Source organism: Enterobacter asburiae (assembly GCF_024599655.1).
GTDB lineage: Bacteria > Pseudomonadota > Gammaproteobacteria > Enterobacterales > Enterobacteriaceae > Enterobacter > Enterobacter asburiae_D.
Window position 1 is genome coordinate 4,792,430 of record NZ_CP102247.1, and the last position, 24,733, is coordinate 4,817,162.

Sequence of the window (24,733 nt, forward strand, 5' to 3'; positions counted from 1 at the left end):
AGCGCCACCGGGCATTTTTACGGCTCAGAAGTGAACCACCACCTCATTCCCCTCGGCTTTCAGCACCACACCCCACTCGCTGCCCGCGTGTGAACCGCCCTTCACGCCGCTCACCTTCTGCACGTTGCGCAAGCACACCGACCAGTTTTGCGCGTCTCCCGCGCCGGTAAAGGTCACGATGTCGCCCCGACGTGACGCCTTCAGCGTAAACGCCACGGAGCCGTCCGCCGCAGGCACTTCGCTCACCGCCGTTGCGCCATCGTCCAGGTTAAACAGCTGGAAGGCCGTCCCCTCATTCCACGCGTAGTCCGGCTTCTGGTTGTTGCTGCCCAGCGCCAGCAGGGTGTTATCGCGCACGTAGACCGGCAGGCTCATAAAATCGTGCTGCTGCTTATGCCAGCGGCTGCCCTGAATTTCGTCGTTGTGCCACAGGTGCGTCCATCGGTCTTCCGGCAGGTAGAACTGCACGTCGCCCGCCTCGGAGAACACCGGCGCGACCATCACCGAATCCCCCAGCATGTACTGACGGTCAAGATAATCGCACGCCGGATCGTCCGGGAACTCCAGCATCATCGCCCGCAGCATCGGCGTGCCGAACTCGCGCGCCAGCGCCGCCTGATGATACAGATACGGCATCAGCTGACACTTCAGCTGCGTGAAGTGGCGCACCACGTCGCAGGACTCGTCATCGTACGCCCACGGCACGCGGTAGGATTTGCTGCCGTGCAGGCGGCTGTGGCTGGAGAAAAGCCCGAACGCGCACCAGCGCTTGTAGACGTGCGCCGGAGCGGTGTTTTCGAACCCGCCGATATCGTGGCTCCAGAACCCGAAGCCGGACAGGCCAATCGACAGCCCGCCGCGCAGGCTTTCGGCCATCGATTCATAGTTGGCGTAGCAGTCGCCGCCCCAGTGCACCGGGAACTGCTGCGCACCGACGGACGCGGAGCGGGCAAACAGCACCGCCTCTTCTTCCCCCACCGTCTCTTTCAGCACGTTCCACACCAGCTCGTTATAGATGTAGGCGTAGTGGTTGTGCATCTTCTGCGGATCGGACCCGTCGAACCACTGCACGTCCGTCGGGATACGCTCGCCGAAGTCGGTCTTGAAGCAGTCAACGCCGATATCCACCAGGCCTTTCAGCCTGTCGGCATACCACCGGCACGCGTCCGGGTTGGTGAAGTCATAGATCGCCAGCCCCGGCTGCCATTTGTCCCACTGCCACAGGGAGCCGTCCGGGCGCTTGAGCAGGTAACCCTTCTCTTTTAGCTCCCGGAAGATCGGGGATTTCTGGCCGATGTACGGGTTAATCCACACGCAGACCTTCAGCCCTTTCTCCTTCAGGCGGCGAATCATCCCTTCCGGGTCCGGGAAGGTCACCGGGTCCCACTCGAAATCGCACCACTGGAAGGCCTTCATCCAGAAGCAGTCGAAGTGGAAGACGTGCAGCGGCAGGTCGCGCTCGGCCATACCGTCGATAAAGCTGTTTACCGTCGCTTCGTCGTAGTTGGTGGTGAACGAGGTGGTCAGCCACAGGCCGAACGACCAGGCAGGCGGCAGCGCCGGACGCCCGGTGAACTGGGTATAGCGGTTCAGCACCTCTTTCGGCGTCGGGCCGTCGATCACGAAATACTCGAGATATTCCCCTTCCACGCTGAACTGCACTTTGGAGACCTTCTCGGAGCCGACTTCAAACGAGACGTTTTCCGGGTGATTCACCAGCACGCCGTAGCCGCGGTTGGTCAGGTAGAACGGGATGTTTTTGTAGGACTGCTCGGTGCTGGTACCGCCGTCGCGGTTCCAGGTTTCGACCGTCTGGCCGTTGCGCACCAGCGCGGTAAAGCGCTCGCCCAGACCGTAGACCGTTTCCCCCACGCCCAGATCCAGCCGTTCGAACACGTAATTGCGGTCGGCGTTGCTGTCCTGCACGTAGCCGTTGTTTTTCAGCTGGCTGCCGGTAATGCGCTGGCCGTTACGCAGGAAATCCAGCGCCCAGAACTCGCCTTTGGTGACGCGCACGCTGACGCTGCCGCTTTTCAGCTCGGCAAACTCGGCGTTATTTTCAATCTCTACCTTCACGTCTTTCAGAACGTTCAGCGGATAGTGCGGGCCGTTATTCAGCACGCCCTGGAAGTGCTCGATACGCACCCCAACGATCCCTTCCTGCGGGGCAAACAGGCGCACCGTGAACATCAACGTGTCGAGCTGCCAGGTGCGCTCGCGCACGTCGCGCGGCGCCACATACACCACCAGGTCATTGCCCTGCTGCTCCACGTCGAACACCTGCACCGGATACGTCACGTTCAGGCCCGGTTGAATAAGCCAGTTTCCATCACTGATTTTCATACTCTCGTCCTCTTAGTTCTGTAATTCTTTGCTGACCGGCAGGTTTTCAAACTCCTGCTGATTGCGGCGCGCGCCCTGCGCCAGCTCGCCCAGGATTTTGGTCAGGAAAGGGGTTTTCAGCGTGTAGTAGCGTTTGGCGATGATGGCGCTCAGCACGTAGCAGACCGCTGGGGCCAGGGTAAACAGGCCGATAATGATGCTGATGGTCGCGCTGTTCTGAGTTTTGGCTGCCGCGTCGTAGCCGCCGCCTGCCAGCATCCAGCCGATCATCGCCCCACCCAGCGCCAGGCCGAGCTTCAGCACGAACAGCGTGCCCGCAAAGCTGATGCCGGTCAGGCGCTTGCCGTTGGTCCATTCGCCGTAGTCGACGGTATCGGACATCATCACCCACTGAATCGGCGTCACCAGCTGGTGCAGCACGCCGATGACGAAGATAAAGGCGAACATCAGCACGGTGGCATGCATCGGCACGAAGAACATCGCCACGCTGACCACCGCCAGCGCGGCGTTGGTCCACCAGAAGATGCTGACCTTGCACTTCCAGTCGGTGAGCGGTTTCGCCAGCGCGGAGCCGATCAGGTTGCCGACGCAGTAGGTGGTGAGGAAGGCGACGAACACCTCCGGCGAGCCCATGATCCAGGTGCAGTAGTACATCATCGCGCCGCCGCGCACGCAGACGGCGAGGATGTTGAGGATGGTGAGCACGCCAACGATGCGCCACTGGTCGTTGTGCCAGATGTCGCGCAGGTCTTCCCGCATGGAGGTAGTGCTCGGCGGCACCTGGATGCGCTCTTTGGTGGTAAAGAAGCAGAACGCCAGCATCAGGAACGCGACTACCGACAGCACGGCGATCCCGCCCTGGAAGCCGAACGCTTTATCGTCGCCGCCAATCAGGTTCACCAGCGGCATCATCAGCACCGTGGAGAGCATGCCGCCCGCCGTTGCCAGCACAAAGCGCCAGGACTGAAGGGAGATACGCTGCGTCGGGTCGTTGGTGATCACGCCGCCCAGCGCGCAGTACGGAATGTTGACCACGGTATAGAGCAGGGTCAGCAGGGTGTAGGTAACGGCGGCGTAAACCATTTTGCCGTTGAGGCTGAGGTCCGGCGTGGTATAGGCCAGCACGCAGACGATGCCGAACGGGATGGCACCAAACAAAATCCACGGGCGGAACTTGCCCCAGCGACTGCGGGTGCGGTCGGCAATCAGCCCCATGCACGGGTCGGAGATCGCATCCAGCGCGCGCGCCAGCAGGAACATTGTGCCGACAAACCCGGCGGGAATGCCGAAAATATCGGTGTAGAAAAACATCATGTACAACATGACGTTATCAAAAATGATGTGGCTGGCGGCGTCTCCCATGCCGTAGCCAATCTTCTCTTTAACTGACAATACTTCGCTCATCTTTTTTTATCCTTCACGCTGTAGGGGGCGCTGAGACCGGTTGCATTGGTTTTAAACCATTGTTTCAAAGGCGGGTATTGCGTTTTCTGGTTAGCAGATTACGTTTCTTGTTTTTTGTGATCGCGGTAAATGTTGGGAACCCGAGCGGCTAACATGAGGATTTTCTTAGGAATTAACTGAAACAGGGGTGTACAGGTCAAAAGAGAGGTGAAAAAAGTGTGTCGGGGTATGTGGTAAATGCCTGAAAGTAGCTATAATGCGCCCCGCCTCCATGTAGCAATCGAGGCGCGGAAGATCGTCATCTCCGGTGAGGTGGCTGGACTTCAAATCCAGTTGGGGACGCCAGCGTTCCCGGGCAGGTTCGACTCCTGTGATCTTCCGCCAAAAATTAGTTGTTTTAAAAGCCTTGGAGTAATGCATCAACCCCGTTTGATTTGTCAGAGTAAATATCTTCCAGCACCCTTTCTGCAGATAAATGACGAATTATCGGTATAGTTAGCGTATGTCTGAACTGGAGAAATATACTAATTAATTCCGGAATAACATCATCGTCATAATTAGCGACTTGGCCATTCCTACAAAAAACTGGGACATTTTCAGGGATTGAAATAGACTCGACATCTGATCTTTGATAAAAATCTTTTTCTTTATAAAAATACTCGTTGTGTCTCCATTTCAATATTTCCATAACGGTATTTTTTAATGATATTGGATATGTTATATGTGTTATGTAGTCTCTAAATCCAATAAACTTATTTTCGAAATTACTTACCTGTGATTTATCTTCACAGATTAAAGAAAAATCGCTTAAATTGGTGTTGCCATATGACGTAATCATTAGTTCCACGTCTGAAAAATATGTAACACTGCTCCATATTTCTTTATCAATGTCATTAATATTTGCGTTTTCAAAAAACTCAGTGTAATAAGAAAGATAATCCTCTAGGCATTTCCGCAAAACTGATCTTCTAAAAGTAGAGTAGTCTATATCAGAACAAAGTTCCAATATGTTTTTGTACTTTACTGCACTATTACTTTCATATAGCTTAAGTAATAAATCCTCTCTTTTTTCTTTGACCTCTATGCAAATAAATTCTGCGCAGAAATACTCCATAAGAGATTTATGAGCCCATCTAAACAATGCTCCTTCTTTTACAAAAATAGGCACAGCATAAATCAAATCATTTATGAAAGAAGGTGGTTTAAATGTAATCCCTTTTAGATTTGATGATATTTCCAGCATTACCATTTCAAATTCACTACGAGTAAACTCGAGCCTTCCATTATTTTTTAAACACCAGAAGGCTAATCTTCTAAGCAATATGTAAAACTCAGTAATATCCAAACCAGATTGTTTTTTTCTAACATAACCTGTTTCTTTGCTTAAATCATGAGTTTCAAATAAAGCTTCAAATACTTGGCTATAAAAAAGATCTTTGCGTCTTGGAATTACCGGCTTGAACTTATAGGAACAAAATAATAAAGACACATAAAGTGGTGTGGTTAAGAATTCCAAAATACTAATGCTGTCTTTATTCCGCATTAGTTCAATTTCTGAAATTAATTTTTTTGAAAGAGCTAAATTATTCCCAATACTATAAGAATTTGCATCATATAACTTCAAAAGATTATAAGATTGACTCAATTCAAGTGGCTTTATTTTAAATCTGGAATAAGTATTTAACTCAAGAAGGCTTTGATCGGGTCTCGACGTTATTATTATATTAGAATCAATAAAATCCTCGGAGAACTTTTTCAACCTTTTAATGATCGCATTCTTTTTATCATACTGAATTTCATCAACGCCATCAAAAAAGAATGCAAAGGGGAAGCTTTTCAATAGATCGTTAGAACCCAAATTTTCTATTCCGAACATAATTTTGATATGTTCATCAATAGGTTTATCATCTAATGATCTAAGTTCAATATAAACGGGGATATAATCTGAATGCTCTATCGTATCAATAACTATTTTCTTTAAAAGAGTTGACTTACCCATTCCTGCATTGTCAATAATTAAAGCATGCTTATATTTTTCAAGTAATAAACTTCCATCAACAATCCTCTCATTAAGGTTCTCCCCAGTATCTAAAGAACATAATGTAAGTGGCTCATAAATATCATTTATTTTTTTTTAATATATTTGGAAATGCTAAAGAATTAATTGTGGAACATTGCCCTTTAATTTTTGCCAGATATTCTGACATTAATAGTTTAATATTTACTAAATCCCGTTCTTTTAGATAAAAAGAATACCCCTTCTTATACACAAAAGGAATGAATTTTTCCTCTATTATTTTTACAGCCCATGGTTTAGCAAGGCTTATAATATTATCTATTGAAATCATTTGTTCTCTTTCTGTAAGTTATCTTATTTTAAATAAAACCGATAAAATCATAAGGGTATTATTTTTTATTTAATTTCAACTTTTCAATGCAAGCTTCCTTTACCCATTTACTAAAATTCCCTTTCCCCGCCACCGTCTCAATCTGTTCCAAAAGCTCGTCCTCAAACCGAATGTTCTTCATCGTGCTCTTAGTGCGGTCAAAATTTGGTTTCTTTTTTTCTTGCATGGTAGGTACCACTTCGGTTAATTTATCTGCATGTGGTACCTACCACATGGATTCGAAATTCTAACAACGCCCAGCAGTGTTGGAGCACTAAAGGGCGTCTAACCTCACCAACTATCAAGGAGTTGATTATGGCTGATTCGCATTCTACCCCAGACACCGACCAATCCGGAACCGAGCGTTCGTTAATTGTGGGATACCGCCCGAATGTTTTCGACAAATCCACGCCGAAAATCATCCTTTCCGGTAAGTGGCTGCGTGCGGCAGGTTTTGATACCGGACAGCAGGTCACGGTAAAGGTCATGAAAGGGTGCATCGTTCTGGTGGCGTATAACGAGCAAGAGCAGCGGTTGCAGGACGATTATAAACGGACGAAGGCAAAGCTCATTGAGATTGAGAATGCGCCTGCAGCGATCCAAACTCCCCGTCCTGGAAAGCGCCGCGCAAAATCAAATACAAGCCACCTGGCTTAGCGACTGTTTCTGGCATACAACCCGCCAGGCGCATTAGACGATGTAGATGGGAGAGGACATGCAGAGAAAGTCGCAACCCAATCTCCCTGTTCGAACCATCAATTAGCATCTCATAAATAGAATTTCTGATGGCGAAATTGATCAGCATTCAACTATCCGGAAATTCCGGATAGTTTGCCAGGAAAGGAGACATCAGATTTCCACTGAGAGATCGCTACAATCTCAAAGCAACACTCGTAGTTACGCTCAGCTCGTAGCACCCAGTTTCGCCTTTACCGGCCATACGGCTATTAAACTAATATACAACGGATCTAACGCCCTCATTCTCACGCTCATACAATATCTAAATTGATACCCAACAATTATTCACAATAAATATAATGCGAAGGTTAAAATTTATTTATTTTTTATTAAATATAAACTATTGCGATATGCATCACAGCAGAAAGCCAATATTAATAGAAACTTGTGCCTATGTTTACTGTTACAGGGTGCAATATGTATTATAGCGACTCATTAATAACATCAATAGATGCACATAAAATATTGGCTTTAAAATTAGAACACGCCTTAACAGGCGTAAAAGATGAAGTATTAAAGCAAGCGCAACTGTTAGATGATGGGGCAACACGATTAAGCTATCAGCTTTCGTGCTTTACTGAAAATTACCAGGATGTATGTTTACGATTACGCGAAGAAGACTCACGATTTTTGATAGGTATCGTTCAGTTAATAAAACACAGAGACGTTATCTATAAGTTGCTCTATATTTATATTAAAAGCTTACTAGTCAACAAAAGTGAAAAAAGAATACATAACATACAACGAAACCTTATGAATTTGGGCGTATCAATTTCATCATCAATGCTATCCAGCCAGGCTTTTATATATTCGGCAACTATTGCAATTTGTACTAGTGTTCATACCAACATTTGGATGAAAGAAAAGATCACATCGTTTTCTACTTATGCTGTTCTTGGTTTAAAAGTTTATGGCATCGTTGAGCAGGCATCAAGATGCACCAACCATCTAAAAAATTACAATGCTTATTATTATAATCTCCTTTATCAGGAGGAACTTGAAATGATGTTTTTCTTGATTGAGCCCATAATAATGAGATCCCCCATACTTAACCAAGCTTATGCTTCAGACAGCGACATTGCATATGCGATTTCAAGGATGATAAAGGGATGATTAAAGCTATTAAAGACTGGTTAAAAGGCCAACTCATATTCTTCCTGAGAGGCGCAATTCCCCTTTTATTCGTCATAATATTTGCACTATTTGCCGTAACCTGGCTACCCAAAAAAATCGCAATGAATGCAACATGGTCAATTGTAGTTATTGTAGGCCTCTATATCCTTTTACGTAAAAAAAGATAATTACTATTTAACAGGAGTAAATTATGTCAATTCCCGCTCATCTGTGGTTGTTTGATGAAAATGGTTCGCCCATAGTTGGTCCATCCTTGCTGCCAGCGAGATTAGGATCGTTTGAAATCCGTTCAGTTATCCATCAGGTATGGATCCCTGAGAGTTCGAATACTGGTCGTTTGACAGGTACGAGAGTTCATTCCCCCTTAAACTTGCATAAGGAATTTGATGCTGCAACGCCTGTTTTGTATCGTGCTATGTGTGAAGGAAGAACATTAAAAAAAGCAGAATTGAAAATGTATCGAATTCTTGACCAGGGCGTTGAGAGTGAGTATTTCAATATGATAATGGAGAACGTAAAGATCACCTCTATATCACCCCTGTTGCATCCCACCGGCTTGACGAGCACGCATCTCGAAGAGATTCAACTCCGGTACGAGAAGATTACATGGAAACATTGCGAAGGGAACATTCTCTATACTGACGAATGGAATAACCGGGCTACGTATTAGGGTATCTAAAATGAAAGTACTGTTAATTTTGGCTGCACTTCTATTCCTGGTTCAAAATACATCAGCAGCCCAAATGTCCGGCTTCGCAGCCAGGTATTATCAGGATGATGGAACAACGCCGGAAGAACCCACAAAAGTGCCCCTCTATCCCACTATTACCATCGGTAAGAAAACCGTGCAAATGGAGGTTACTCATCTGGCAGAAATCTCCAGCACACCAGTCAACAAAGACAGTTCCGCTCGTTGGGTCTGCCTTCATGACGACGATGACACGAATTACTGGTTCATTTCTGATAACGAAATGGGTGCAGGATTGCTAACTGCGCTAGTTATAGCCAAAGATGGCATCCATCACGAGTGTGCTAAAACAACGGAACCTGTCAGAGTCTCGGTCGCTAATGTTCCATTATTAAATGCGACGCATGGCAATTTAGTCGCATTGTTCGGCAAGAAAGAGATAGCCAAAAAGAAAGCGATGCTTTTTTATCAGGAGACGCCAGTACAGAATGGATTCATCCAGAGTAATACGGTCTCTTATTACTTCGATAGCGAAAAAGTGCGAGGCGTAATCATCGGGCAAATTACCAGTAACTAGCTTGCAGACTCCCTCTCCAGAGGGAGAGGGCGTTAAGCCTGCCCACCCAACCGCATATGCAGCAGCGGAAACGGATTCCCCTGCCCGTCCAGTTCCGAGCGCCCGACCTGCTCAAACCCCATATGGCGATAAAATCCCACGCCCTGCGGGTTCTGCTCATTCACGTCCACCTCGTTCGCGCCAAACTCTTCGATGGCGTGTTGCAACAGCAATTTCCCGACGCCCTTCCCCCGGCTCGCGTCGTCAACAAATAGCATTTCAATGCGGTTTTCATCCACGCCTAAAAAGCCGTGAATAACACTTGCATCATCGCGAGCTATCACGACCTTGAGGTTAGGCAGATAGGCGTTAAGCAATAGAGGGCGCAGAGCCGCAATATCGCTTTCCTGTAAAAAGTGATGGGTGGCGCGGACGGAGGATTCCCAGATCGCGACCAGACGTTCGAAGTGTGTGGGGAGTGCGGTTTCTATTTTCATGGGGGGATCATGTGCGGTTTAGGATGTTAATTCAAGTCACTCCTTGCGCTCTGTCCACCCTCACCCTAACCCTCTCCCACCGGGAGAGGGAACTGACCGTGCGGTTTTTTCATCCCCTACCCTAATCTCCATCACCGCGTACACCCCGTCCTTCGGCACCACCACGGTGACGTTTTCCACCAGCACGCCCGCCGCGAGGTGAATATCCTGCAGCTGCTGTAACGACCTCGGGTGAATATCCTCCCAGCCGATCCCCCGCAGCACAAAGTCAATCTGCGGGCTGCTGGTCAGCATGTTCGACACAATCACCGCCCCGCCGGGCTTGACCAGCCGCAGGGCGCGCTGGAGAAAAATCACCGCGTCGGTATCGTTGAAGTATTCAAAAATCCCCAGCGCGTCGACCAGTTCGGCCTGATGTTCGCCCAGCTCCAGCAGCAGGTCCTCGTTACGCACCAGCGTATGGAGGAGGTTGCGCCTGAGCAGCGTCAGCTGTTCGCCCACCACAATGCCTTCCTGCGCCGCCATGGTTTCGGCCCAACTGAGCGCCACCGGGTCTTTGTCCACCAGCGTGAGATAGACCTGTTGGCCGTCGAGCTTTGCTTCACGCAGCGCCTCCAGCACCGGGATGGCAGCGCCGCTCGCGAGGCTGACCCAGTTGTTCTCGCTCTCATTATGAATGTACTTATCCACCAGCGCGGCCAGCACCCTGGCGCGGGAACGCACGCCAACCGCATCGTTAGCGTGGATAAACCACTGGCGGCTGTCACTGTCCATTTTTGTGCCGTCGGGCAGGCGGTCTTCCAGCGGGTTTTGCACCACAAACAGCGCCAGCGCGGAGGGGACAAGCCGGGTTCGCCACGCGGCAAGCGCCGGGCGGTTACGGAAGGCCTGTTCGGAATAGCGGTTCTGGGGAACAAGCACAGCCTGCCCCCCTTCGTCATATTCCACCCTCGGCGGCCGGAGCGCTGGCTCGGCTTTCAGGGCGCGGTCAAGGGAGGCGATCTCACGGGCAGCGTCGTCTTTCATCGGCCACTGGTCGCTGACGTCGGGAAATGACGCGCTAAAAATCGTCATATTTTCCGGTGCATCGGCGCGAAAAGGCTGCCAGTTCATGTCGTCTTCCCTCCGTTGGGCTTTTAACGGAAGTCTATCCAGGCGGGCCAGTAATACCCTACGAAGAAAGCACGAAATCGGCACATCAGTTCTGCGACGTGCGCCATACTCCCGGCGTACAGCCGTACTCGATCTGAAAATGACGAATAAAGTGGGCGCAGTCGCTGAACCGCATCCGCCGCGCAATATCCGTCACGCTTTGCTGAGAGTTTTTCAGCAGCCAGCAGGCATAGCGCAACCTGGCGCTGCGGATAAATTCCCGCGCCGTTTTGCCAAACTCGGCGTGAAACAGGCGGTTGAGCTGACGTTCGCTCAGCTTGACGTCCTGAGCGAGCCTGGCGGCGTTTAGCGGGTGAGTCAGATATTGTTCGATAATCATCACCGCCCTGCGCAGCCGTGAATCAGGGATCATGGCGACATTCGCGGGCCGTGGCGTGGCGGCATCATGCGGAGGAAGAGACAGACGCCGGGAGGTAGTAGCCGCAATGTCGTCTCCCCCGTGGGCGCGGATCAGCGACGTTACCAGGGTGAGCGTTGAGATCCCGCCCGGGCAGGTCAGCACATCACCTTCGTCGATATAATCGAGGCCTTGCTCAGCATATACCTGCGGGAACCGCTGAGTGAAAACGCCATGGTGATGAGGATGAATCGAGGCGCGGCGCTCGTTCAGTAACCCTTCCTCCGCCAGAATAAAGCTGCCGGTACCAATACCTATCAGAGGAGTGCTGTTGTGATGAGCATCCGTGAGAAACGCTCTGTCGCCACGGTGTCCCTGGTGAAGATGCTCCAGACCTCCACCAATCACCGCAATGTAGTCGAAGTCACCGGGCGGTGCATGGGCAGCATCGGGCCTTACGCTTATACCAGAGCTGCTTACAACCGGTAAATCGGGGTGAATGCTTATCAGGCTGAGTTTAAAGCATATTTTCTGACTACGCTTTTGGACGCTGGATGCAATGCGTAACGCCTCTATCAATCCTGAAAATGCTAAAAGCGAGAACTGGGGCCACAGGAGTAAACCCATATGCAGGGATTTATTCCGTGCAGGCGTCATTCTGACGCTATCATCAATTAAAGTTTTCATTAACTTGCCGAAGAAGAATAATTACATTATCGCAACATTATTGTTGCTATTATATTCCCATAATGTATATCATAGCTGTTAAATCAAGCATAAATGACGCCGGCAAAACTTAAAAGAATTTCTCCCTTTCGCTATCTGTTTTTTGACGTGTGGCACACATAGGTTGGCAGCGTCCCCAGAATAAATAAATAATTCTCATTCTGCTGTTTCTTAATACGCATATAAATATTCTTGTCCGGGTAGATAAAAAATAAGGGCTCGTACTTTTCAAGCCAGCTGTCGCTGATGTTGTCGTCCGGAAATTTTATATTGCGTACGGACGTCAGGTTATAGACGCTGTCTCTACGCTCAATCTGAAAGAACACTTTGCGATTTAGCCTCTTCGTTGGATCGCTTTTCACCTTGCCATTCATGCTGAGTATTCCGCTGTTACCCTCCACGCTGTAATTCAGCCACAGAGAGAGCGTCTCATCCCGATGATGCTGAATAAAGTTCACCTGACAGGCAAAGGGCTGAATGTAATGGCGATGCCAGAGGTAATACGCCGCCACAACAGCCCCCATCAGCAGGCACAGGCAGAGCGCAAAGAGCATTTGACGGTAGCGAATCATACTAGCGATCCTCTATAAAATAATCAGACATACAGCGATTGGATTCCGTCATTGGCCTGTCACAGCGAATGACCGACGCGCGAGGTAGCAATGTGTAGCCGCTGACATATACCCAGGGATAGTTCACGCACTGATCCTTAAACGGGGTGGCATAGACCAGGGCTTTATCCCGATCGCGTTGCGTTTCAATATCGCGAGCAAAATAGAGCTGGCACTCGCCCAACTTCGTCGCGAAGCGGTATCCGTCCACAAAATAGCTGTCATGCATCAGGCGATGGCTTATCACGCTCACGCCAGCCAATACCAGCAATACTACCAGCGCGGCCGGCAGCCAGAAGCGGCGTGTCGATACCATCGGAGCGACAGTCTCTTCGCAGACATCCGGCGCAGCGTGTTCTTCCTCTTCAGCCTGCGGCTGCGTCTCTTTAATAGTGATTTGCGTATCGCTTGCGAGCGTGAGTCCAATGCGCGGGATAGTGACAATCGGATCGGTTTCGAAACCCACCTTCTTCAGCCCTTTACGCAGAATAGAAATGTTCTGGTAATAGGTATTAGGCGAAACCAACATCCCCCGGCGCTGCCAGACAATATCCATGCACTCCTGTTGAGTCACAATACTTCCGACTCTCTCTATTAATAACAACAAACAGCGGCCCGCCGGGGAATTTAATACCACTACCCGCTCGGGATTGTTCAGATCGCGTAATGTGCTGGCTGCTGGGTGAAACTCTACCAGGCCATTAATAATGTAATACTTATGCATAGAATGGGCTAAATACCTCCGGTCAACACCTGTTACTACAGTAAAATCCCTTTACGATTAACCTGCGTATCCCTCGCCTGTGTAAGGATTAATGTGACGGATAAATGCGCAACTGTATATCTTGGTACCTGGCGAAAAATCTTATTTTTCCTTTCTCTTTATCTGACCGGTCTGAAGTTTTCTTAACCGCCATTTAAAGCCGTCTTGACACTGACAAAACTCGACAAAGGCGTTCGTTGAACGCTTTAGCCACCGTTGTCTGAATTATTCAGCGTACTTAATTTGTTTTTTTGATAAAAAGCAGAGAGGACGCGCTCTGCCGACGGGTTTCGAAATTCCGACCAATTCGAAAGCTATCGTCTTAATTAACAATTTCAGCACGAAACTGTTAGTAACCGTCAGTAACAATGCGCCTCGTATGACATCACCAGACAATCCCCTTACAAAACATTTATTAAAGCCAACTTTTCAATAAAAACTACCAGTATGATTATTTACAGGCAAATAAGCAAAAGCCGGTTCAGCGAGGAGAATTGACGCCACACCTAAACTGAACTTAAAACAAATTAAGATTAATTCAGATTACCTCTTTTACGCCCTGGGTATAGTGGGCTCACACCGTGCAATGCTTAATTGCTTCGAAAATACAGGCATCGTTCTGCCAGACAGACGAGTCTCATTACAATTATAAATCGAGGGAATGACATGGCGAATAAACTCAACAACACACGTCATTTAAATATCGCGCTATTGGGTGGGGATCACTTTGCGCGCCAGGGGATCGCTGCGTTATTAAAAAATATTTCCCCGGCCATGCAGATTACAGCATCGATCGATAATTATGCGGAGATCGAAACGATACTCGCGGCCGCGCCGGTAGACGTGATTTTTTTATCCGGCACGGAGAAATATCACGCGGGATACGATTGCCTGAAATATATCAGGAAAATGAAAGTCCTCTATCCCGGCGTACTTATTTGCATGTATTCCACACCGGCGAATTCCTGGCTGTGGATACGCGGTGAAATAGACGCCTATATCTCGCTGCAGGAGCCACTTTATCACTGGCGAACCAGCGTATTAAAGCTGGTCGATAACCGTTATCGACCAAAAAAGAAACCCACGGCGTTATCGCTGACGCCGGGCGAATGGCGAGTATTGAAGGAACTGCGAAAAGGTCTGGATATGCGTTACATCGCCGAAACAGAGCAGCTTTCTTACCGTCGTGTCAGCGCGTTAAAAAGCTCAGCGATAAGAAAACTCGGGCTCAGGAACAAGACAGATTTGCTGGTCTTTTTAACCAGTTAGACCTGCTGCTTTCAGAGCAAATCTCGACATAACACCATAATGGAATCAGGACAATGAAAGCTCAATTCAATAATAAAACGCTGCTTGCGATCGCTATTGCGGCATTACTGCCAGCAGGGTCGGCGCTGGCTGCCGGCACCAGCGGCGGCACGGTGAACTTTAGCGGCAAAGTAGTGACGTCTGCCTGCGCCATCAGCGCGGGAAGCGCCAACATTGACGTGGACATGGGTGAAGTGCGTACCGCAACGCTGGCGGCTGCTGGCAGTGAAGCCAGCACGGCAAAAGCGTTTGCCATCACCCTGGAAGACTGTGAAATCGCCGACACCTCAGCCTCTACGGATGAGAACCCGATTGCCGCGACAACCGTGGCCGTCACCTTCACCGGCACGCCGGACGGTTCCGATGTTAATAGTCTGTCCGTGGGGGCAAACGGCAGCGCCAACTCTGCGCAAAACGTGGCTATCCGCCTTTATGACGAGCAGGGCAACGTGGTGAGGCTGGGTGAACCCGCTTCGGCCATTCCTCTGCGCAAGGGTGCCAACACCCTGAACTTCAGCGCGAAATATTACTCACCGAAGGGCGGCGCCACTGCGGGTGATGCCAGCGCCGTCGCGACCTACACCGTGACCTACTCGTAATCTTCAGCCCCGGTCTGCGGGCCGGGCCTGTCTTAGCTTTCAGGAGAAACACTATGCGCGTAAACACATTGATTTGCCTGGCGGGTACGTTATGTTCCTCCGCCGTCTATGCCGGCGGCGTGGGGTTGGGCGCAACGCGAATGGTCTACTCCAGCGCGACCACCCAGTCGATGATGCAGGTGAGAAACACCCATCCCGACGCCACGTTCCTGATCCAGTCATGGATGGAAAATGAGAAAGGCGAACGTACCAACGACTTCGTGATCACGCCACCGCTGTACGTCATGAAACCGGCCAGCGAAAGCGCGGTGAAAATCATGTTTAACGGTAAAGCCCTGCCAGAGGATCGGGAGACGCTCTACTGGATGACGGTCAAAGCCATCCCCCAGCAGGCGAAAAGCGGCTCCGGGAATACGCTGCAGTTTGCATCGGCTAACCGCATCAAGGTCTTTTATCGCCCGGCGGGACTCAGTGAGAGCCCAGGAGAGGCGTGGAAACGCCTGACCGGTTCCTACCGCGCCGGAAAGGTCACGCTCAGCAACCCTACGCCGTACTACCTCACCACCATCAACGTGAAAATTGACGGTATCCCGGTGCAGCCGGTGATGGTGCCCCCGAAAGGTAGCGTGACGCTGGCCGAAACCTTCAGCCATGCGGGCAGCATGAGCTTTCAGACCATTAACGATTATGGGGCATGGACCCCCGCCACGCGCGCATCGTTATCCCAATAATACAAACAGTAAGGCGTGACCACGTGAAAAGAAAAATCCTGTGCGCCACGGTGATCTCCCTGGTGATTCGGCAAGCCGTGGCTGCTGAAAGCGAGCTGCAATTTAACCCCGCGTTCCTCAACGGCGAGAGCGCAAACAGCGCCGATCTCGCCTGGGTCAACGCCGGGAGCGCGTTGCCACCGGGTGATTACAACCTCAACGTGTATATCAATACCAACTACGCGTTCACAGGTAACATCACGTTCCGCCTTGCTGAAGACAGTACGGGTGAAGCGCTGCCCTGCCTCACGCCTGAGCAATTCGACGCGCTGGGCATCGATAGTCATCAGGCAAAGGGCGGAGCGCTGCCGCTGGCGCAGCGCTGCATCTTCTTAACGAAGGCGTTTGCGGATACGCAGTTTGACCTGGACCAGAAGACGCTCACCCTGAGCTTCACCGTACCGCAAAGTGCGATGCGCAATCTGCCGCGCGGGTATGTCAGCCCGGAAAGCTGGGAGGCGGGCATTCCTGCCGCGTGGCTGAATTACGTGGTCAATGGCTCGAACAATGAGTATCGCGGCGAGACGCGCACGCGGGAACAGCAGCTTTTTGCGAGCCTCAACAGCGGCGTCAACCTGGGCGCGTGGCGGCTGCGTGATTTCACCACGTGGACCAAAGACAGCAATGAACTCACCCACGTGCAGACCTGGCTGCAGCGCGATATTCACGCCCTGCGCGCGCAGGTGTATGCCGGGGAAACGTACACCTCGGCGCAGGTCTTCGATTCCGTGGGCCTGCGCGGCATCGCCCTGAAAACCGATGACAACATGCTGCCCGCCAGCCTCAGCGGCTATGCGCCGGAAGTCCGGGGCATCGCGCGCAGCAACGCGACCGTAACGGTTCGCCAGAACGGCAACATCATCTATCAAACCTCTGTTCCACCAGGGGCGTTTGTGCTGAAAGATCTCTACCCGACCTCCTCGGGCGGCGATCTGGCGGTCACCATTCAGGAGAACGACGGCAGCAAAACGCAATACACGCTTCCTTTTGCCAGCGTGCCGAACCTGGTGCGTAACGGACAGGTGAAATATGCCCTCGGTGCCGGGAAATACCGTCCGACGGGCAATCAGGATGCGCCCTCTTTCGCGCAGGGCGAACTGTTTTATGGCTGGCAATATGGCCTGACGTTTTACGGCGGGGCACAGTTTGCCGATCGCTATAACGGCCTGGCCTTCGGGTTTGGGCAAAACCTCGGCCGCTTTGGCGCTTACTCTCTTGACCTGACCCATGCCCGCAGCCAGCTGGCGGACGATCGGCACTACAGCGGTGATTCGGTGCGCCTACGCTACAGCAAGCTGCTGAACGACATTGGCACGCGGGTGAACTTCTTCTCGCTGCGCTACTCCACGAAAGGGTTTTATACCCTCAGCGACACGACGTACAAAGGGATGTCGGGCGGATCGCCAAAGCAGACTGTGGAAGACGATGGCACCGTCACCACCCATTACGACAACGTGTACAACCTGCGCATGTCGCGCAAGGCAAAAAACCAGCTGCTGCTGTCGCAGCCGATGGGACAATACGGCTCGCTGTCACTGTCGTGGGATCAGCAGACCTACTGGAACACGTCAGACACCACACAAAGCCTGCAATTTGCGTGGAACGCCACGTTTCGCAACGTGTCGCTTGGCGTCAGCGTTCAGCGAAGTTCAAGCCTGTATGACGACAAGAAAGATAACATCCTGTCGATGTCGATTTCGGTCCCGCTGGGCAATCCGGCGCTGTCTACCCGCGCGCGCTTTACCACGACCCATGCGGACTCCACAGGTACAACCGCCAGCACGGGCGTGAGCGGCTACCTGCCGGGCCAGGAAAATCTGTTCTATAGCGTCAACCAGCGCTACAGCGCCCAGCAGCACTACGGCGGCGATGCCACCCTGCAGTACGAAGGCGCGCGGGGAGACTACAACCTGGGCTACAGCTACACCAGCAACTCCCGCAACCTCAGCTACGGCATCAGCGGCGGTGCGGTAGTGCATGAAGATGGCCTGACGCTGAGCCAGCCGCTCGGGAACACCAACATTCTGGTAAAAGCCCCGGGAGCCAGCAACGTCGCCGTGCTTAACCACAAAGGCATCAAAACGGACAGCCGTGGCTATGCGGTGATCCCATACGCCACGCCGTACCGCGTTAACCAGGTCGCGCTGGACGTGACGACCGCTGGCAACGACGTGGAGCTGGAAAACGCCATCGCCAACAAAACGCCTACCGATGGTGCCCTGGTTCGCGCCACCTTCACCACGCATCAGGGAGCAAAAGCGATGTTTATCGTGCGTCACGGCAACGACGTGCTCCCCTTCGGGACGCTGGTCTCGCTCGATAATGACAAAACCAGCGGCATCGTCGGCGATGGCGGCAGCCTGTATCTGTCCGGTTTGTCAGAGAAGGGCAAGCTGAACGCCGTGTGGGGTCGCGGCAACAGCCAGCGCTGCGCCATTACCTACGCCTTAAACAAGCAGAACTATAACGCCCGCACCGGTCTCTATTCTCAGGAGGTGGTATGTCATTAACGTTTCGGATCGGCTGCATCGCACTGCTGGCTTTCGCTCTCCCCGTTCGCGGGTATGACGTGCTGGTTTCCGTCACCGGCAATTTGATCGGCAATACCTGCGTGGTTGCACAGGACTCCGAGGAGCAAAACGTGCCGCTGGGCACCATTGGCATCAAACAATTTACGCGCGCCGGGGCCGTCAGCAATATCAAAACGCCCTTTACGCTCAGGCTTGAAGCGTGCGGGCCAACCTTTGCTGGCGTAAAAATCCGCTTCAGCGGTACGCCGGATGATGCCAACCCGCAGCTGCTGAAAATTGCCGACGGTGGCGCTACCGGCGTGGCGGTGCAGATCCTCGATAAAGAGAGCGTACTCATTCCCCTGAACACGCAAACCACCGCGTACGGAACGGCGGGGGATGACAGCGTACAGATGACCTTTTACGCACAGCTGGTTGCCACCGGCGCACCCGTGAGCGCCGGTGATGTGTCAGCCTTCGCCACCTGGACAACGGAGTATCTATGATGCGTTTAGCGTTTCTTCTCAGCGGATTACTTTTCTGCGTCAGCGCGCAGGCTCTGGACTGGAAATCGGACATTACCCTCTCCCCTCAGCCGATGACCTACAGCGGGCCAGCGGATTCGGTGGCACCGGGCAGTATTATCGGATCGACGTGGAGCGCCACCGCCAGCGTGCAGCAGGTGTTCTGGTGCGGGCTTATTTTTACCTGTAACAAAGGCACGCTGCAGCCCAGCAGCAGCGCGATTTCGAGCGGTGCGACGGTTACCGTCGACGGCGTGAACTACACCATTTTTGAGACCGGCGTGCCGGGCGTGGGGTACATCATCGGGCTGAAGGATTTTAATGGTACAAAATATATTCCCCTGCAAAACGGTATCACGCAAAGTTACCCGGCAGAGGGCACCAGTGGGTATGCCCAGGATCTGGGCTGGTCAGCAAAAGTCACCTTTATTAAAACCGGTACGGCGCTGAAATCCGGCGTCTATAACATCCCGACTATCAACGCCGCGGTGTTAACCGCCTATAACAACGAGGTCAAAACGGCGCAGGTCATCATCAGCCCGACCACCATCACGGTAACCGCCAGCGGGTGTACGGTCGGCAGCAAAAACGCCAGCGTGGCGCTCGGCACCATTGATATACGCACTCTGCCCACGGTGGGAAGCACGTCGCCATCCGGGACGTTTACCGTCGGCCTGACCTGCGACGCGGACGTGGCGGTTCACGCGGTGATGACCGATCAGACCACGCCGTCGAACACCTCGTCGGTGGTGACGCTGACCGGAGACTCCACGGCGTCCGGCGTTGGGGTGCAGTTTTTCTACAACGGCACCGGACCGCTGACGATGGGACCGGACAGCTCGGCCGCGGGCACGACCGGCCAGTTCTTTATCCAGAGCACCGCGGCGGCGCAAACCCTGTCGTTACCGTTCCAGGCGCAGTACATCCGAACCGGCGAACTGGTCCCCGGCTCGGCCAACGCGCTGGCCAGCATTACGTTTTCCTACCAGTAGGGGCTACTGCTTCACCCACACCAGCTGATCGGTTCGGAAGCCAAGACTGCGCGCGGTGTTCAGGTAATCCTGCTTCACCGCATCAGGAATGGTTGGCGTACGCGACAGGATCCACAGATAGTCGCGGTTCGGGCCGCTGACCAGGGCGTACTGATACTTATCGTCCAGCCTGATCACGTTATAGCCGCCGTAGAAGGGGCCGAAGAAAGACACCTTGAGCGCGGCGGTGGTCGGTTCGCCGGTAAAGTACGCTTTCCCTTCGCTCTCGTTCCACTGGTTCTTGACCGGATCGTAGCCCCGGTTGAGCACGCTGATGCCGCCGTCGCTGCGCTTGCCGTAAGTGGCGGTTACCTGCTCCAGCCCGCGTTCAAAGCGGTTTTCCAGACGGGCGACCTCATACCATTTTCCGAGATAGCGGCTGGCGTCAAAATCAGAAATCGGCTGCACGCCCTTCGGCGGCGTGGGGGATTTACAGGCGACCAGCGTCAGCGCAATGGCAACACCGGTCACAACAGGCCATAGCTTCATGAGAATTCCTTTCATTTGCACGGTTGGACGTTAAGTGTAGTGCACCGTTTCGGCGCTTCATCCCGTTCGGGAAAATTCGTAGTATATTGAGAGTATTCCTCCACTCTGGACACGGACATGGCTTACTCCATCGGCGAATTCGCCCGACTCAGCGGCATCACCGCCACTACCCTGCGGGCGTGGCAGCGTCGCTATGGTTTACTCAAGCCACAGCGCACGGAAGGCGGCCACCGCCAGTACAGCGATGAGGACGTCCAGCAGGCGCTCAAAATCCTCGACTGGGTAAAAAAAGGCGTCCCGATCGGCCAGGTCAAACCGCTGCTGGAACGCCCGATGCCGGGTCGGACCAACAACTGGCAAACCCTGCAGCAGAACATGCTGCAACGCCTGCAGGACGGCAAGGTCGAGTCCCTGCGCCAGATGATTTACGACGCCGGACGCGAATACCCAAGGCCGGAGCTGGTCGCGAACGTGCTGCGCCCGCTGCGCAGCCAGGTTTCGGCCAACGTCGCTGCCGCCATGACCCTGCGCGCGATCCTCGACGGCATCATCATCGCCTACACCTCGTTTTGCCTCGAAGGCGATAAAAAAGCGCCGGGCGATAATATTCTGCTCAGCGGCTGGCACCTTAACGACCCGTGCGAGATCTGGCTCGAAGCTTTAACGCGCACCGGGCAGGGCCACCGAATCGACATCCTGCCGGTTCCGCCTGACGCGCTGGCACCGGAAATTTTCCCGGAGCGCAAATGGCTTCTGGTCACCAGCGGCAAACTCACCGCCGGGCGGAAAAAGCAGCTGGAGCAGTGGCAGCAGCAGGTATCGCTTGAAGTGATTATCCTCTGATAATTTTCTCCTGCGGGAATCTTCACGAAAAGTTGAATATTTTCCCGCGCCGCAGATGCTAACGTTTTCCTGTGACGAATAACTCCACAGGAAAACACCATGAAAAAAACTGCCCCTCTGCTGATCCTGGCCTCGATGGCCTTTGCCCCTGCTGCCTTTAGCGCCCCTGCCGGCACGCTGAGCGTCCACATTCTCGACCAGCAAACCGGGATGCCGCCATCAAACGTGACCGTTACGCTGGAGAAGCAGCAGCAGGACAAGTGGACCCCGATTGCCAGCGGCAAAACCGACCACGACGGCCGTATCAAATCGCTCTATCCGCAGGATCGGGACATGCAGCCTGGCGTGTATAAAGTGTCCTTCAAAACCGCAGATTACTTCCACGGCAAAAAGCTGGACTCCTTCTTCCCGGAGATCCCGGTGCTGTTTACCGTGACCCGCACCAACGAAAAGCTACACATCCCGCTTCTGCTGAGCCAGTACGGTTACTCGACCTACAAGGGTAGTTAAGATGCATTGATTTTAAAGGATTATAAAAAATAGTTCCGCGAATACTTGGACAAATTAGTCATGTTGTGTAAGTTTTAGTTATATGAACGGGAGGACCACACCATGACAACGAAACCTGTACTCGGTATTAGCGGATGTTTGACCGGATCCGCCGTTCGCTTTGACGGCGGACACAAGCGTATGGGCTTCGTCATGGATGAGCTGGCCCAGTGGGTGAATTTCAGGCCCGTCTGCCCGGAAATGGCCATCGGTCTGCCGACGCCTCGCCCGGCCATACGCCTGACGCTGACGGACAGCGGCGAAACGCAGCTCCGTTTCAGCAAGCCGCCTCATGACGACATTACGCAGAAAATGGCCGACTTTACGGCGGGCTATCTGCCAAAAATCAGCGATCTGTCGGGATTTATCGTCTGTGCAAAATCCCCAAGCTGCGGTCTGGAACGCGTGCGGCTGTACGATGAAAACGGCAACCGGGGCCGCAAGGAGGGCGTCGGGCTGTTCACCGCCGCCCTTCTTGAAACCTACCCGTGGCTGCCCGTCGAGGAAGACGGTCGGCTGCACGACCCGGTGCTGCGGGAAAACTTTATCGAGCGGGTATTTGCCCTGCACGAACTGAACACGCTGCGTAAAAATGGCCTCACGCGCCGCGCGCTGCTGGACTTCCACAGCCGCTATAAATTGCAGCTGCTGGCGCACCATCAGGCAGGCTACCGTGAAATCGGCCCGTTCGTTGCCTCGCTGCACGAGTGGGAAGACCTGGTCGCCTTCTTCGTGGCGTACCGGGAAAAGCTGATGACCATCCTGAAAAAACCCGCCTCGCGGAAGAATCACACCAACGTGCTGATGCATATTCAGGGGTATTTCCGTCGCCAGCTGAACACCCGCCAGCGCGGCGAGCTGCGCGACGTGATCCTGCACTATCGCAACGGACAGTTGCCTATTCTCGCCCCGATCACGCTGCTGAAGCACTACCTGGCCGAATACCCCGACCGGTATCTGATGACGCAAAACTATTTTGATCCCTATCCTGATGATTTGGGTCTGCGTCTGGCAGTCAAGTGATCATAAAAATGCGAAGGCCCCATTGACCCGTAGAGGCCCAAAGCAGTACCCCGTTTAGACGACATCCTCACTGTCGTCTCTTTTTTGCATTTTATCTTAAAGACTGTGATTATATACAGGCTTATTCTGCAGAAAAGGGCCTGCCTGTGATCAACACCCTGCACATTCAAAACTACCGCTCCATCCGCGAGATGTCGCTGGAGCTGGAGCAGCTCAACATCGTCTTCGGGCCGAACGGTACCGGGAAATCCAATATTTACAAGGCGATACATCTGATGCACAGCGCCGCTCAGGGGCAATTTTCCCAGGCGCTGGCGAACGAGGGCGGCATTCTGAAGGTATTCTGGGCAGGCAAAACCCGCAGCGACCAGCTGCGGCGTATGAATCTGGCGGTGGAAACAGAGACCTACGAATACGAGCTGCAGGTCGGGTTTGTGGAGAAGCTGCCCTATCCCTCGCAGTTTCAGCTCGACCCGGTGATCAAAGAGGAGTCCATCTGGCTGAGCGGCCAGCACCGTCGTCCTTCGTCACAGTTGATGAAGCGTAAGAACCAGGCGGTGTTTCTGAATAACGTGCATCACGAGAAAGTCACCCACAGCGGCACGCTGTATGAGAATGAATCGGTATTCGGACAGCTCGGCGAGCCGCATCTTTACCCGGAAGTGTCGCAGATGCGCGAGTCCCTGCGTAACTGGCGCTTTTATCATGAGTTTTCCGTCGCGTCCGGCTCGGCGATGCGGGCTCCGCAGGTCGGCTTCCGCTCCCCGGTGCTGGCCAGCGACGGCGCCAACCTGGCGGCCGCATTTCAGACCATCGTGGAGATTGGCGACGAGCTGCTGCTGATGCGCATCCTCGACCAGGCCTTCCCCGGCTGCGTGTTTTACAGCGACAACACCGGCGGACGTTTTCGCATGATGATGCAGCGCGAGGGTCTGAGCAGGCCGCTGGAACCGGCGGAGTTCTCCGACGGCACCCTGCGCTTCCTGTGCCTGGCGGTAGCGCTGTTAAGCCCGCGCCCACCGGCGTTTATCGCGTTGAACGAACCGGAAAACAGCCTGCACCCGCAGATGTTGCCCGCGCTGGCGAGCTTAATCGCCGAGGCCAGCCGCTACTCGCAGATCTGGCTCACCAGCCACTCGCCGGAGCTGGCGAAATTGATTGAGAAGCAGCGATCGTTTTCTCTGTATCAGCTGTCTATGGTGGAGGGGGAGACGAGGGTGGAGAGGCTGGGGTAGTCTCCAGGGGCACGGAGACTGTTTTTCCGCATCTCGCTTCAGTGAAGCATGCCAATAAAGAACCCCAGATACCCGGCCCTGCTTAACCATATAAAGGGGCTGGTGAGGCCGGACCGCCGGATATTAACCAACTCTCTCATGGGGGCCAGGCCATCATTTTTGATAACGACATTTTTTGCACAATAGCGACAATGCATAATTAGAAAGAAAATCCCGGCGATCACAAAACCAAAATAACTTTCGCGACTGCCCCAAAAATGAGTGCTTAATTTTAAATAAGTTAATCCCCAGATACTGACTAAAAAGACGATAAATGAACATGCTGCGATGTTCATGTCTCGCTTACTGCCCAGACCAAAAAATAGCGCGTCAAAGAAAAACATCGGGGTAAACGGTGACTGGACGCTTCTTCCCGTCACTTTACTAAAACGGAAAAAAACGACCGTTCCGACGAAAAATGCGAACAGCGCAATTCCTAATAGCAGATAAATCATT

The 24,733-nt window shown here is 52.6% G+C and carries 26 protein-coding genes and 1 tRNA gene; 15 read left to right on the forward strand and 12 right to left on the reverse strand.

The window, feature by feature from the left end:
• Positions 1–24: 24 nt before the first annotated feature.
• Both yicI and NQ230_RS22760 read right to left on the reverse strand, forming a co-directional pair.
• Entirely contained in the window at positions 25–2,343 is a 2,319-nt protein-coding gene (gene yicI, locus NQ230_RS22755) for an alpha-xylosidase (RefSeq protein ID WP_257259396.1), read from the reverse strand.
• Positions 2,344–2,355: 12 nt separating this feature from the next.
• Positions 2,356–3,747 carry a glycoside-pentoside-hexuronide family transporter gene (locus NQ230_RS22760; RefSeq protein ID WP_059310318.1) on the reverse strand — a complete coding sequence of 464 codons (1,392 nt, stop codon included), beginning with the start codon at positions 3,745–3,747 and terminating at the stop codon, positions 2,356–2,358.
• 289 nt (positions 3,748–4,036) lie between these two features.
• Here NQ230_RS22760 and NQ230_RS22765 point away from each other — a divergent pair.
• Positions 4,037–4,131 (forward strand) — tRNA-Sec (locus NQ230_RS22765).
• Positions 4,132–4,144: 13 nt separating this feature from the next.
• On the opposite strand, the gene NQ230_RS22770 is transcribed toward NQ230_RS22765, so the two are convergent.
• The 3 genes from NQ230_RS22770 to NQ230_RS22780 form a co-directional block, all read right to left on the reverse strand.
• Entirely contained in the window at positions 4,145–5,746 is a 1,602-nt protein-coding gene (locus NQ230_RS22770; RefSeq protein WP_257259398.1) for an NACHT domain-containing protein, read from the reverse strand.
• Between the two features lie 121 nt (positions 5,747–5,867).
• The gene (locus NQ230_RS22775) at positions 5,868–6,095 is read right to left on the reverse strand and encodes a hypothetical protein (protein ID WP_257259399.1); all 228 of its coding nucleotides are present in this window, start codon (positions 6,093–6,095) and stop codon (positions 5,868–5,870) included.
• A gap of 58 nt (positions 6,096–6,153) precedes the next feature.
• Positions 6,154–6,321, reverse strand: coding sequence for a YlcI/YnfO family protein (locus NQ230_RS22780; RefSeq protein ID WP_257259401.1), 168 nt, complete (start codon positions 6,319–6,321; stop codon positions 6,154–6,156).
• A gap of 128 nt (positions 6,322–6,449) precedes the next feature.
• On the opposite strand from NQ230_RS22780, the gene NQ230_RS22785 reads away from it, so the two are divergent.
• The 4 genes from NQ230_RS22785 (at position 6,450) to NQ230_RS22800 (ending at position 9,271) form a co-directional block, all read left to right on the forward strand.
• Positions 6,450–6,791, forward strand: a complete 342-nt coding sequence (locus NQ230_RS22785) for a SymE family type I addiction module toxin (protein WP_257259403.1) — start codon at positions 6,450–6,452, stop codon at positions 6,789–6,791.
• 498 nt (positions 6,792–7,289) lie between these two features.
• Positions 7,290–7,985, forward strand: coding sequence for a hypothetical protein (locus NQ230_RS22790; protein WP_257259404.1), 696 nt, complete (start codon positions 7,290–7,292; stop codon positions 7,983–7,985).
• Positions 7,986–8,196: 211 nt separating this feature from the next.
• The gene (locus NQ230_RS22795; protein WP_257259405.1) at positions 8,197–8,676 is read left to right on the forward strand and encodes an Hcp family type VI secretion system effector; all 480 of its coding nucleotides are present in this window, start codon (positions 8,197–8,199) and stop codon (positions 8,674–8,676) included.
• A gap of 10 nt (positions 8,677–8,686) precedes the next feature.
• Complete coding sequence (locus tag NQ230_RS22800) at positions 8,687–9,271, forward strand: hypothetical protein (RefSeq protein ID WP_257259406.1); 585 nt, start codon at positions 8,687–8,689, stop codon at positions 9,269–9,271.
• Between the two features lie 32 nt (positions 9,272–9,303).
• Here the strand turns inward: NQ230_RS22800 and NQ230_RS22805 are convergent, their stop codons facing one another.
• From NQ230_RS22805 to NQ230_RS22825, 5 genes are all read right to left on the reverse strand, one after another.
• Entirely contained in the window at positions 9,304–9,747 is a 444-nt protein-coding gene (locus tag NQ230_RS22805) for an acetyltransferase (RefSeq protein WP_257259407.1), read from the reverse strand.
• A gap of 60 nt (positions 9,748–9,807) precedes the next feature.
• The gene (locus NQ230_RS22810) at positions 9,808–10,860 is read right to left on the reverse strand and encodes a class I SAM-dependent methyltransferase (RefSeq protein WP_257259408.1); all 1,053 of its coding nucleotides are present in this window, start codon (positions 10,858–10,860) and stop codon (positions 9,808–9,810) included.
• 85 nt (positions 10,861–10,945) lie between these two features.
• On the reverse strand, positions 10,946–11,944 hold the full coding sequence (locus NQ230_RS22815; protein ID WP_257259409.1) for a GlxA family transcriptional regulator: 999 nt from the start codon (positions 11,942–11,944) through the stop codon (positions 10,946–10,948).
• 131 nt (positions 11,945–12,075) lie between these two features.
• Positions 12,076–12,555: a YqeJ family protein gene (locus NQ230_RS22820; protein ID WP_121426047.1), complete on the reverse strand. Its 480-nt coding sequence runs from the start codon at positions 12,553–12,555 to the stop codon at positions 12,076–12,078.
• A gap of 1 nt (position 12,556) precedes the next feature.
• Positions 12,557–13,318 carry a winged helix-turn-helix domain-containing protein gene (locus NQ230_RS22825; protein WP_121426048.1) on the reverse strand — a complete coding sequence of 254 codons (762 nt, stop codon included), beginning with the start codon at positions 13,316–13,318 and terminating at the stop codon, positions 12,557–12,559.
• A gap of 705 nt (positions 13,319–14,023) precedes the next feature.
• Here NQ230_RS22825 and NQ230_RS22830 point away from each other — a divergent pair.
• The 6 genes from NQ230_RS22830 to NQ230_RS22855 are packed head-to-tail and all read left to right on the forward strand — an operon-like array spanning position 14,024 to position 20,060.
• The gene (locus tag NQ230_RS22830; RefSeq protein ID WP_257259411.1) at positions 14,024–14,626 is read left to right on the forward strand and encodes a helix-turn-helix transcriptional regulator; all 603 of its coding nucleotides are present in this window, start codon (positions 14,024–14,026) and stop codon (positions 14,624–14,626) included.
• A 53-nt stretch (positions 14,627–14,679) separates the two neighbouring features.
• A complete protein-coding gene (locus tag NQ230_RS22835) occupies positions 14,680–15,264 on the forward strand; it encodes a fimbrial protein (RefSeq protein ID WP_257259415.1) in 585 nt (194 codons plus the stop codon).
• Between the two features lie 53 nt (positions 15,265–15,317).
• Positions 15,318–15,995 (forward strand): fimbrial biogenesis chaperone, encoded by a 678-nt coding sequence (locus tag NQ230_RS22840; RefSeq protein WP_121426051.1) that lies wholly within the window; start codon positions 15,318–15,320, stop codon positions 15,993–15,995.
• A 23-nt stretch (positions 15,996–16,018) separates the two neighbouring features.
• The gene (locus NQ230_RS22845; protein ID WP_213822255.1) at positions 16,019–18,544 is read left to right on the forward strand and encodes a fimbria/pilus outer membrane usher protein; all 2,526 of its coding nucleotides are present in this window, start codon (positions 16,019–16,021) and stop codon (positions 18,542–18,544) included.
• Positions 18,535–19,050, forward strand: a complete 516-nt coding sequence (locus tag NQ230_RS22850) for a fimbrial protein (protein ID WP_213822257.1) — start codon at positions 18,535–18,537, stop codon at positions 19,048–19,050. Before NQ230_RS22845 ends, NQ230_RS22850 begins: the two co-directional genes overlap by 10 nt.
• Positions 19,050–20,060: a fimbrial protein gene (locus NQ230_RS22855; RefSeq protein ID WP_159515691.1), complete on the forward strand. Its 1,011-nt coding sequence runs from the start codon at positions 19,050–19,052 to the stop codon at positions 20,058–20,060. Before NQ230_RS22850 ends, NQ230_RS22855 begins: the two co-directional genes overlap by 1 nt.
• A 3-nt stretch (positions 20,061–20,063) precedes the next feature.
• Here the strand turns inward: NQ230_RS22855 and NQ230_RS22860 are convergent, their stop codons facing one another.
• The gene (locus tag NQ230_RS22860) at positions 20,064–20,588 is read right to left on the reverse strand and encodes a lipocalin family protein (RefSeq protein WP_257259418.1); all 525 of its coding nucleotides are present in this window, start codon (positions 20,586–20,588) and stop codon (positions 20,064–20,066) included.
• Positions 20,589–20,705: 117 nt separating this feature from the next.
• Between NQ230_RS22860 and NQ230_RS22865 the strand changes: the two genes are divergently transcribed.
• The 4 genes from NQ230_RS22865 (at position 20,706) to NQ230_RS22880 (ending at position 24,238) form a co-directional block, all read left to right on the forward strand.
• Positions 20,706–21,431: a MerR family transcriptional regulator gene (locus NQ230_RS22865; protein ID WP_121426055.1), complete on the forward strand. Its 726-nt coding sequence runs from the start codon at positions 20,706–20,708 to the stop codon at positions 21,429–21,431.
• 99 nt (positions 21,432–21,530) lie between these two features.
• Positions 21,531–21,941, forward strand: coding sequence for a hydroxyisourate hydrolase (gene uraH, locus NQ230_RS22870; RefSeq protein ID WP_257259419.1), 411 nt, complete (start codon positions 21,531–21,533; stop codon positions 21,939–21,941).
• Between the two features lie 102 nt (positions 21,942–22,043).
• Positions 22,044–23,003, forward strand: a complete 960-nt coding sequence (locus NQ230_RS22875) for a YbgA family protein (protein ID WP_257259420.1) — start codon at positions 22,044–22,046, stop codon at positions 23,001–23,003.
• A 146-nt stretch (positions 23,004–23,149) separates the two neighbouring features.
• Positions 23,150–24,238: an AAA family ATPase gene (locus tag NQ230_RS22880; RefSeq protein WP_193940976.1), complete on the forward strand. Its 1,089-nt coding sequence runs from the start codon at positions 23,150–23,152 to the stop codon at positions 24,236–24,238.
• 38 nt (positions 24,239–24,276) lie between these two features.
• Here NQ230_RS22880 and NQ230_RS22885 read toward each other — a convergent pair whose 3' ends face one another.
• A complete protein-coding gene (locus NQ230_RS22885) occupies positions 24,277–24,732 on the reverse strand; it encodes a hypothetical protein (protein ID WP_257259423.1) in 456 nt (151 codons plus the stop codon).
• Position 24,733 lies beyond the last annotated feature (1 nt).

Bases quoted from the DNA above. Each gene is read 5' to 3' on its own strand.
- yicI (WP_257259396.1), bottom strand. From the start codon at position 2,343: ATGAAAATCAGTGATGGAAACTGGCTTATTCAACCGGGCCTGAACGTG.
- NQ230_RS22760 (WP_059310318.1), bottom strand. From the start codon at position 3,747: ATGAGCGAAGTATTGTCAGTTAAAGAGAAGATTGGCTACGGCATGGGA.
- NQ230_RS22770 (WP_257259398.1), bottom strand. From the start codon at position 5,746: ATGGGTAAGTCAACTCTTTTAAAGAAAATAGTTATTGATACGATAGAG.
- NQ230_RS22775 (WP_257259399.1), bottom strand. From the start codon at position 6,095: ATGATTTCAATAGATAATATTATAAGCCTTGCTAAACCATGGGCTGTA.
- NQ230_RS22780 (WP_257259401.1), bottom strand. From the start codon at position 6,321: ATGCAAGAAAAAAAGAAACCAAATTTTGACCGCACTAAGAGCACGATG.
- NQ230_RS22785 (WP_257259403.1), top strand. From the start codon at position 6,450: ATGGCTGATTCGCATTCTACCCCAGACACCGACCAATCCGGAACCGAG.
- NQ230_RS22790 (WP_257259404.1), top strand. From the start codon at position 7,290: ATGTATTATAGCGACTCATTAATAACATCAATAGATGCACATAAAATA.
- NQ230_RS22795 (WP_257259405.1), top strand. From the start codon at position 8,197: ATGTCAATTCCCGCTCATCTGTGGTTGTTTGATGAAAATGGTTCGCCC.
- NQ230_RS22800 (WP_257259406.1), top strand. From the start codon at position 8,687: ATGAAAGTACTGTTAATTTTGGCTGCACTTCTATTCCTGGTTCAAAAT.
- NQ230_RS22805 (WP_257259407.1), bottom strand. From the start codon at position 9,747: ATGAAAATAGAAACCGCACTCCCCACACACTTCGAACGTCTGGTCGCG.
- NQ230_RS22810 (WP_257259408.1), bottom strand. From the start codon at position 10,860: ATGAACTGGCAGCCTTTTCGCGCCGATGCACCGGAAAATATGACGATT.
- NQ230_RS22815 (WP_257259409.1), bottom strand. From the start codon at position 11,944: ATGAAAACTTTAATTGATGATAGCGTCAGAATGACGCCTGCACGGAAT.
- NQ230_RS22820 (WP_121426047.1), bottom strand. From the start codon at position 12,555: ATGATTCGCTACCGTCAAATGCTCTTTGCGCTCTGCCTGTGCCTGCTG.
- NQ230_RS22825 (WP_121426048.1), bottom strand. From the start codon at position 13,318: ATGCATAAGTATTACATTATTAATGGCCTGGTAGAGTTTCACCCAGCA.
- NQ230_RS22830 (WP_257259411.1), top strand. From the start codon at position 14,024: ATGGCGAATAAACTCAACAACACACGTCATTTAAATATCGCGCTATTG.
- NQ230_RS22835 (WP_257259415.1), top strand. From the start codon at position 14,680: ATGAAAGCTCAATTCAATAATAAAACGCTGCTTGCGATCGCTATTGCG.
- NQ230_RS22840 (WP_121426051.1), top strand. From the start codon at position 15,318: ATGCGCGTAAACACATTGATTTGCCTGGCGGGTACGTTATGTTCCTCC.
- NQ230_RS22850 (WP_213822257.1), top strand. From the start codon at position 18,535: ATGTCATTAACGTTTCGGATCGGCTGCATCGCACTGCTGGCTTTCGCT.
- NQ230_RS22855 (WP_159515691.1), top strand. From the start codon at position 19,050: ATGCGTTTAGCGTTTCTTCTCAGCGGATTACTTTTCTGCGTCAGCGCG.
- NQ230_RS22860 (WP_257259418.1), bottom strand. From the start codon at position 20,588: ATGAAGCTATGGCCTGTTGTGACCGGTGTTGCCATTGCGCTGACGCTG.
- NQ230_RS22865 (WP_121426055.1), top strand. From the start codon at position 20,706: ATGGCTTACTCCATCGGCGAATTCGCCCGACTCAGCGGCATCACCGCC.
- uraH (WP_257259419.1), top strand. From the start codon at position 21,531: ATGAAAAAAACTGCCCCTCTGCTGATCCTGGCCTCGATGGCCTTTGCC.
- NQ230_RS22875 (WP_257259420.1), top strand. From the start codon at position 22,044: ATGACAACGAAACCTGTACTCGGTATTAGCGGATGTTTGACCGGATCC.
- NQ230_RS22885 (WP_257259423.1), bottom strand. From the start codon at position 24,732: ATGATTTATCTGCTATTAGGAATTGCGCTGTTCGCATTTTTCGTCGGA.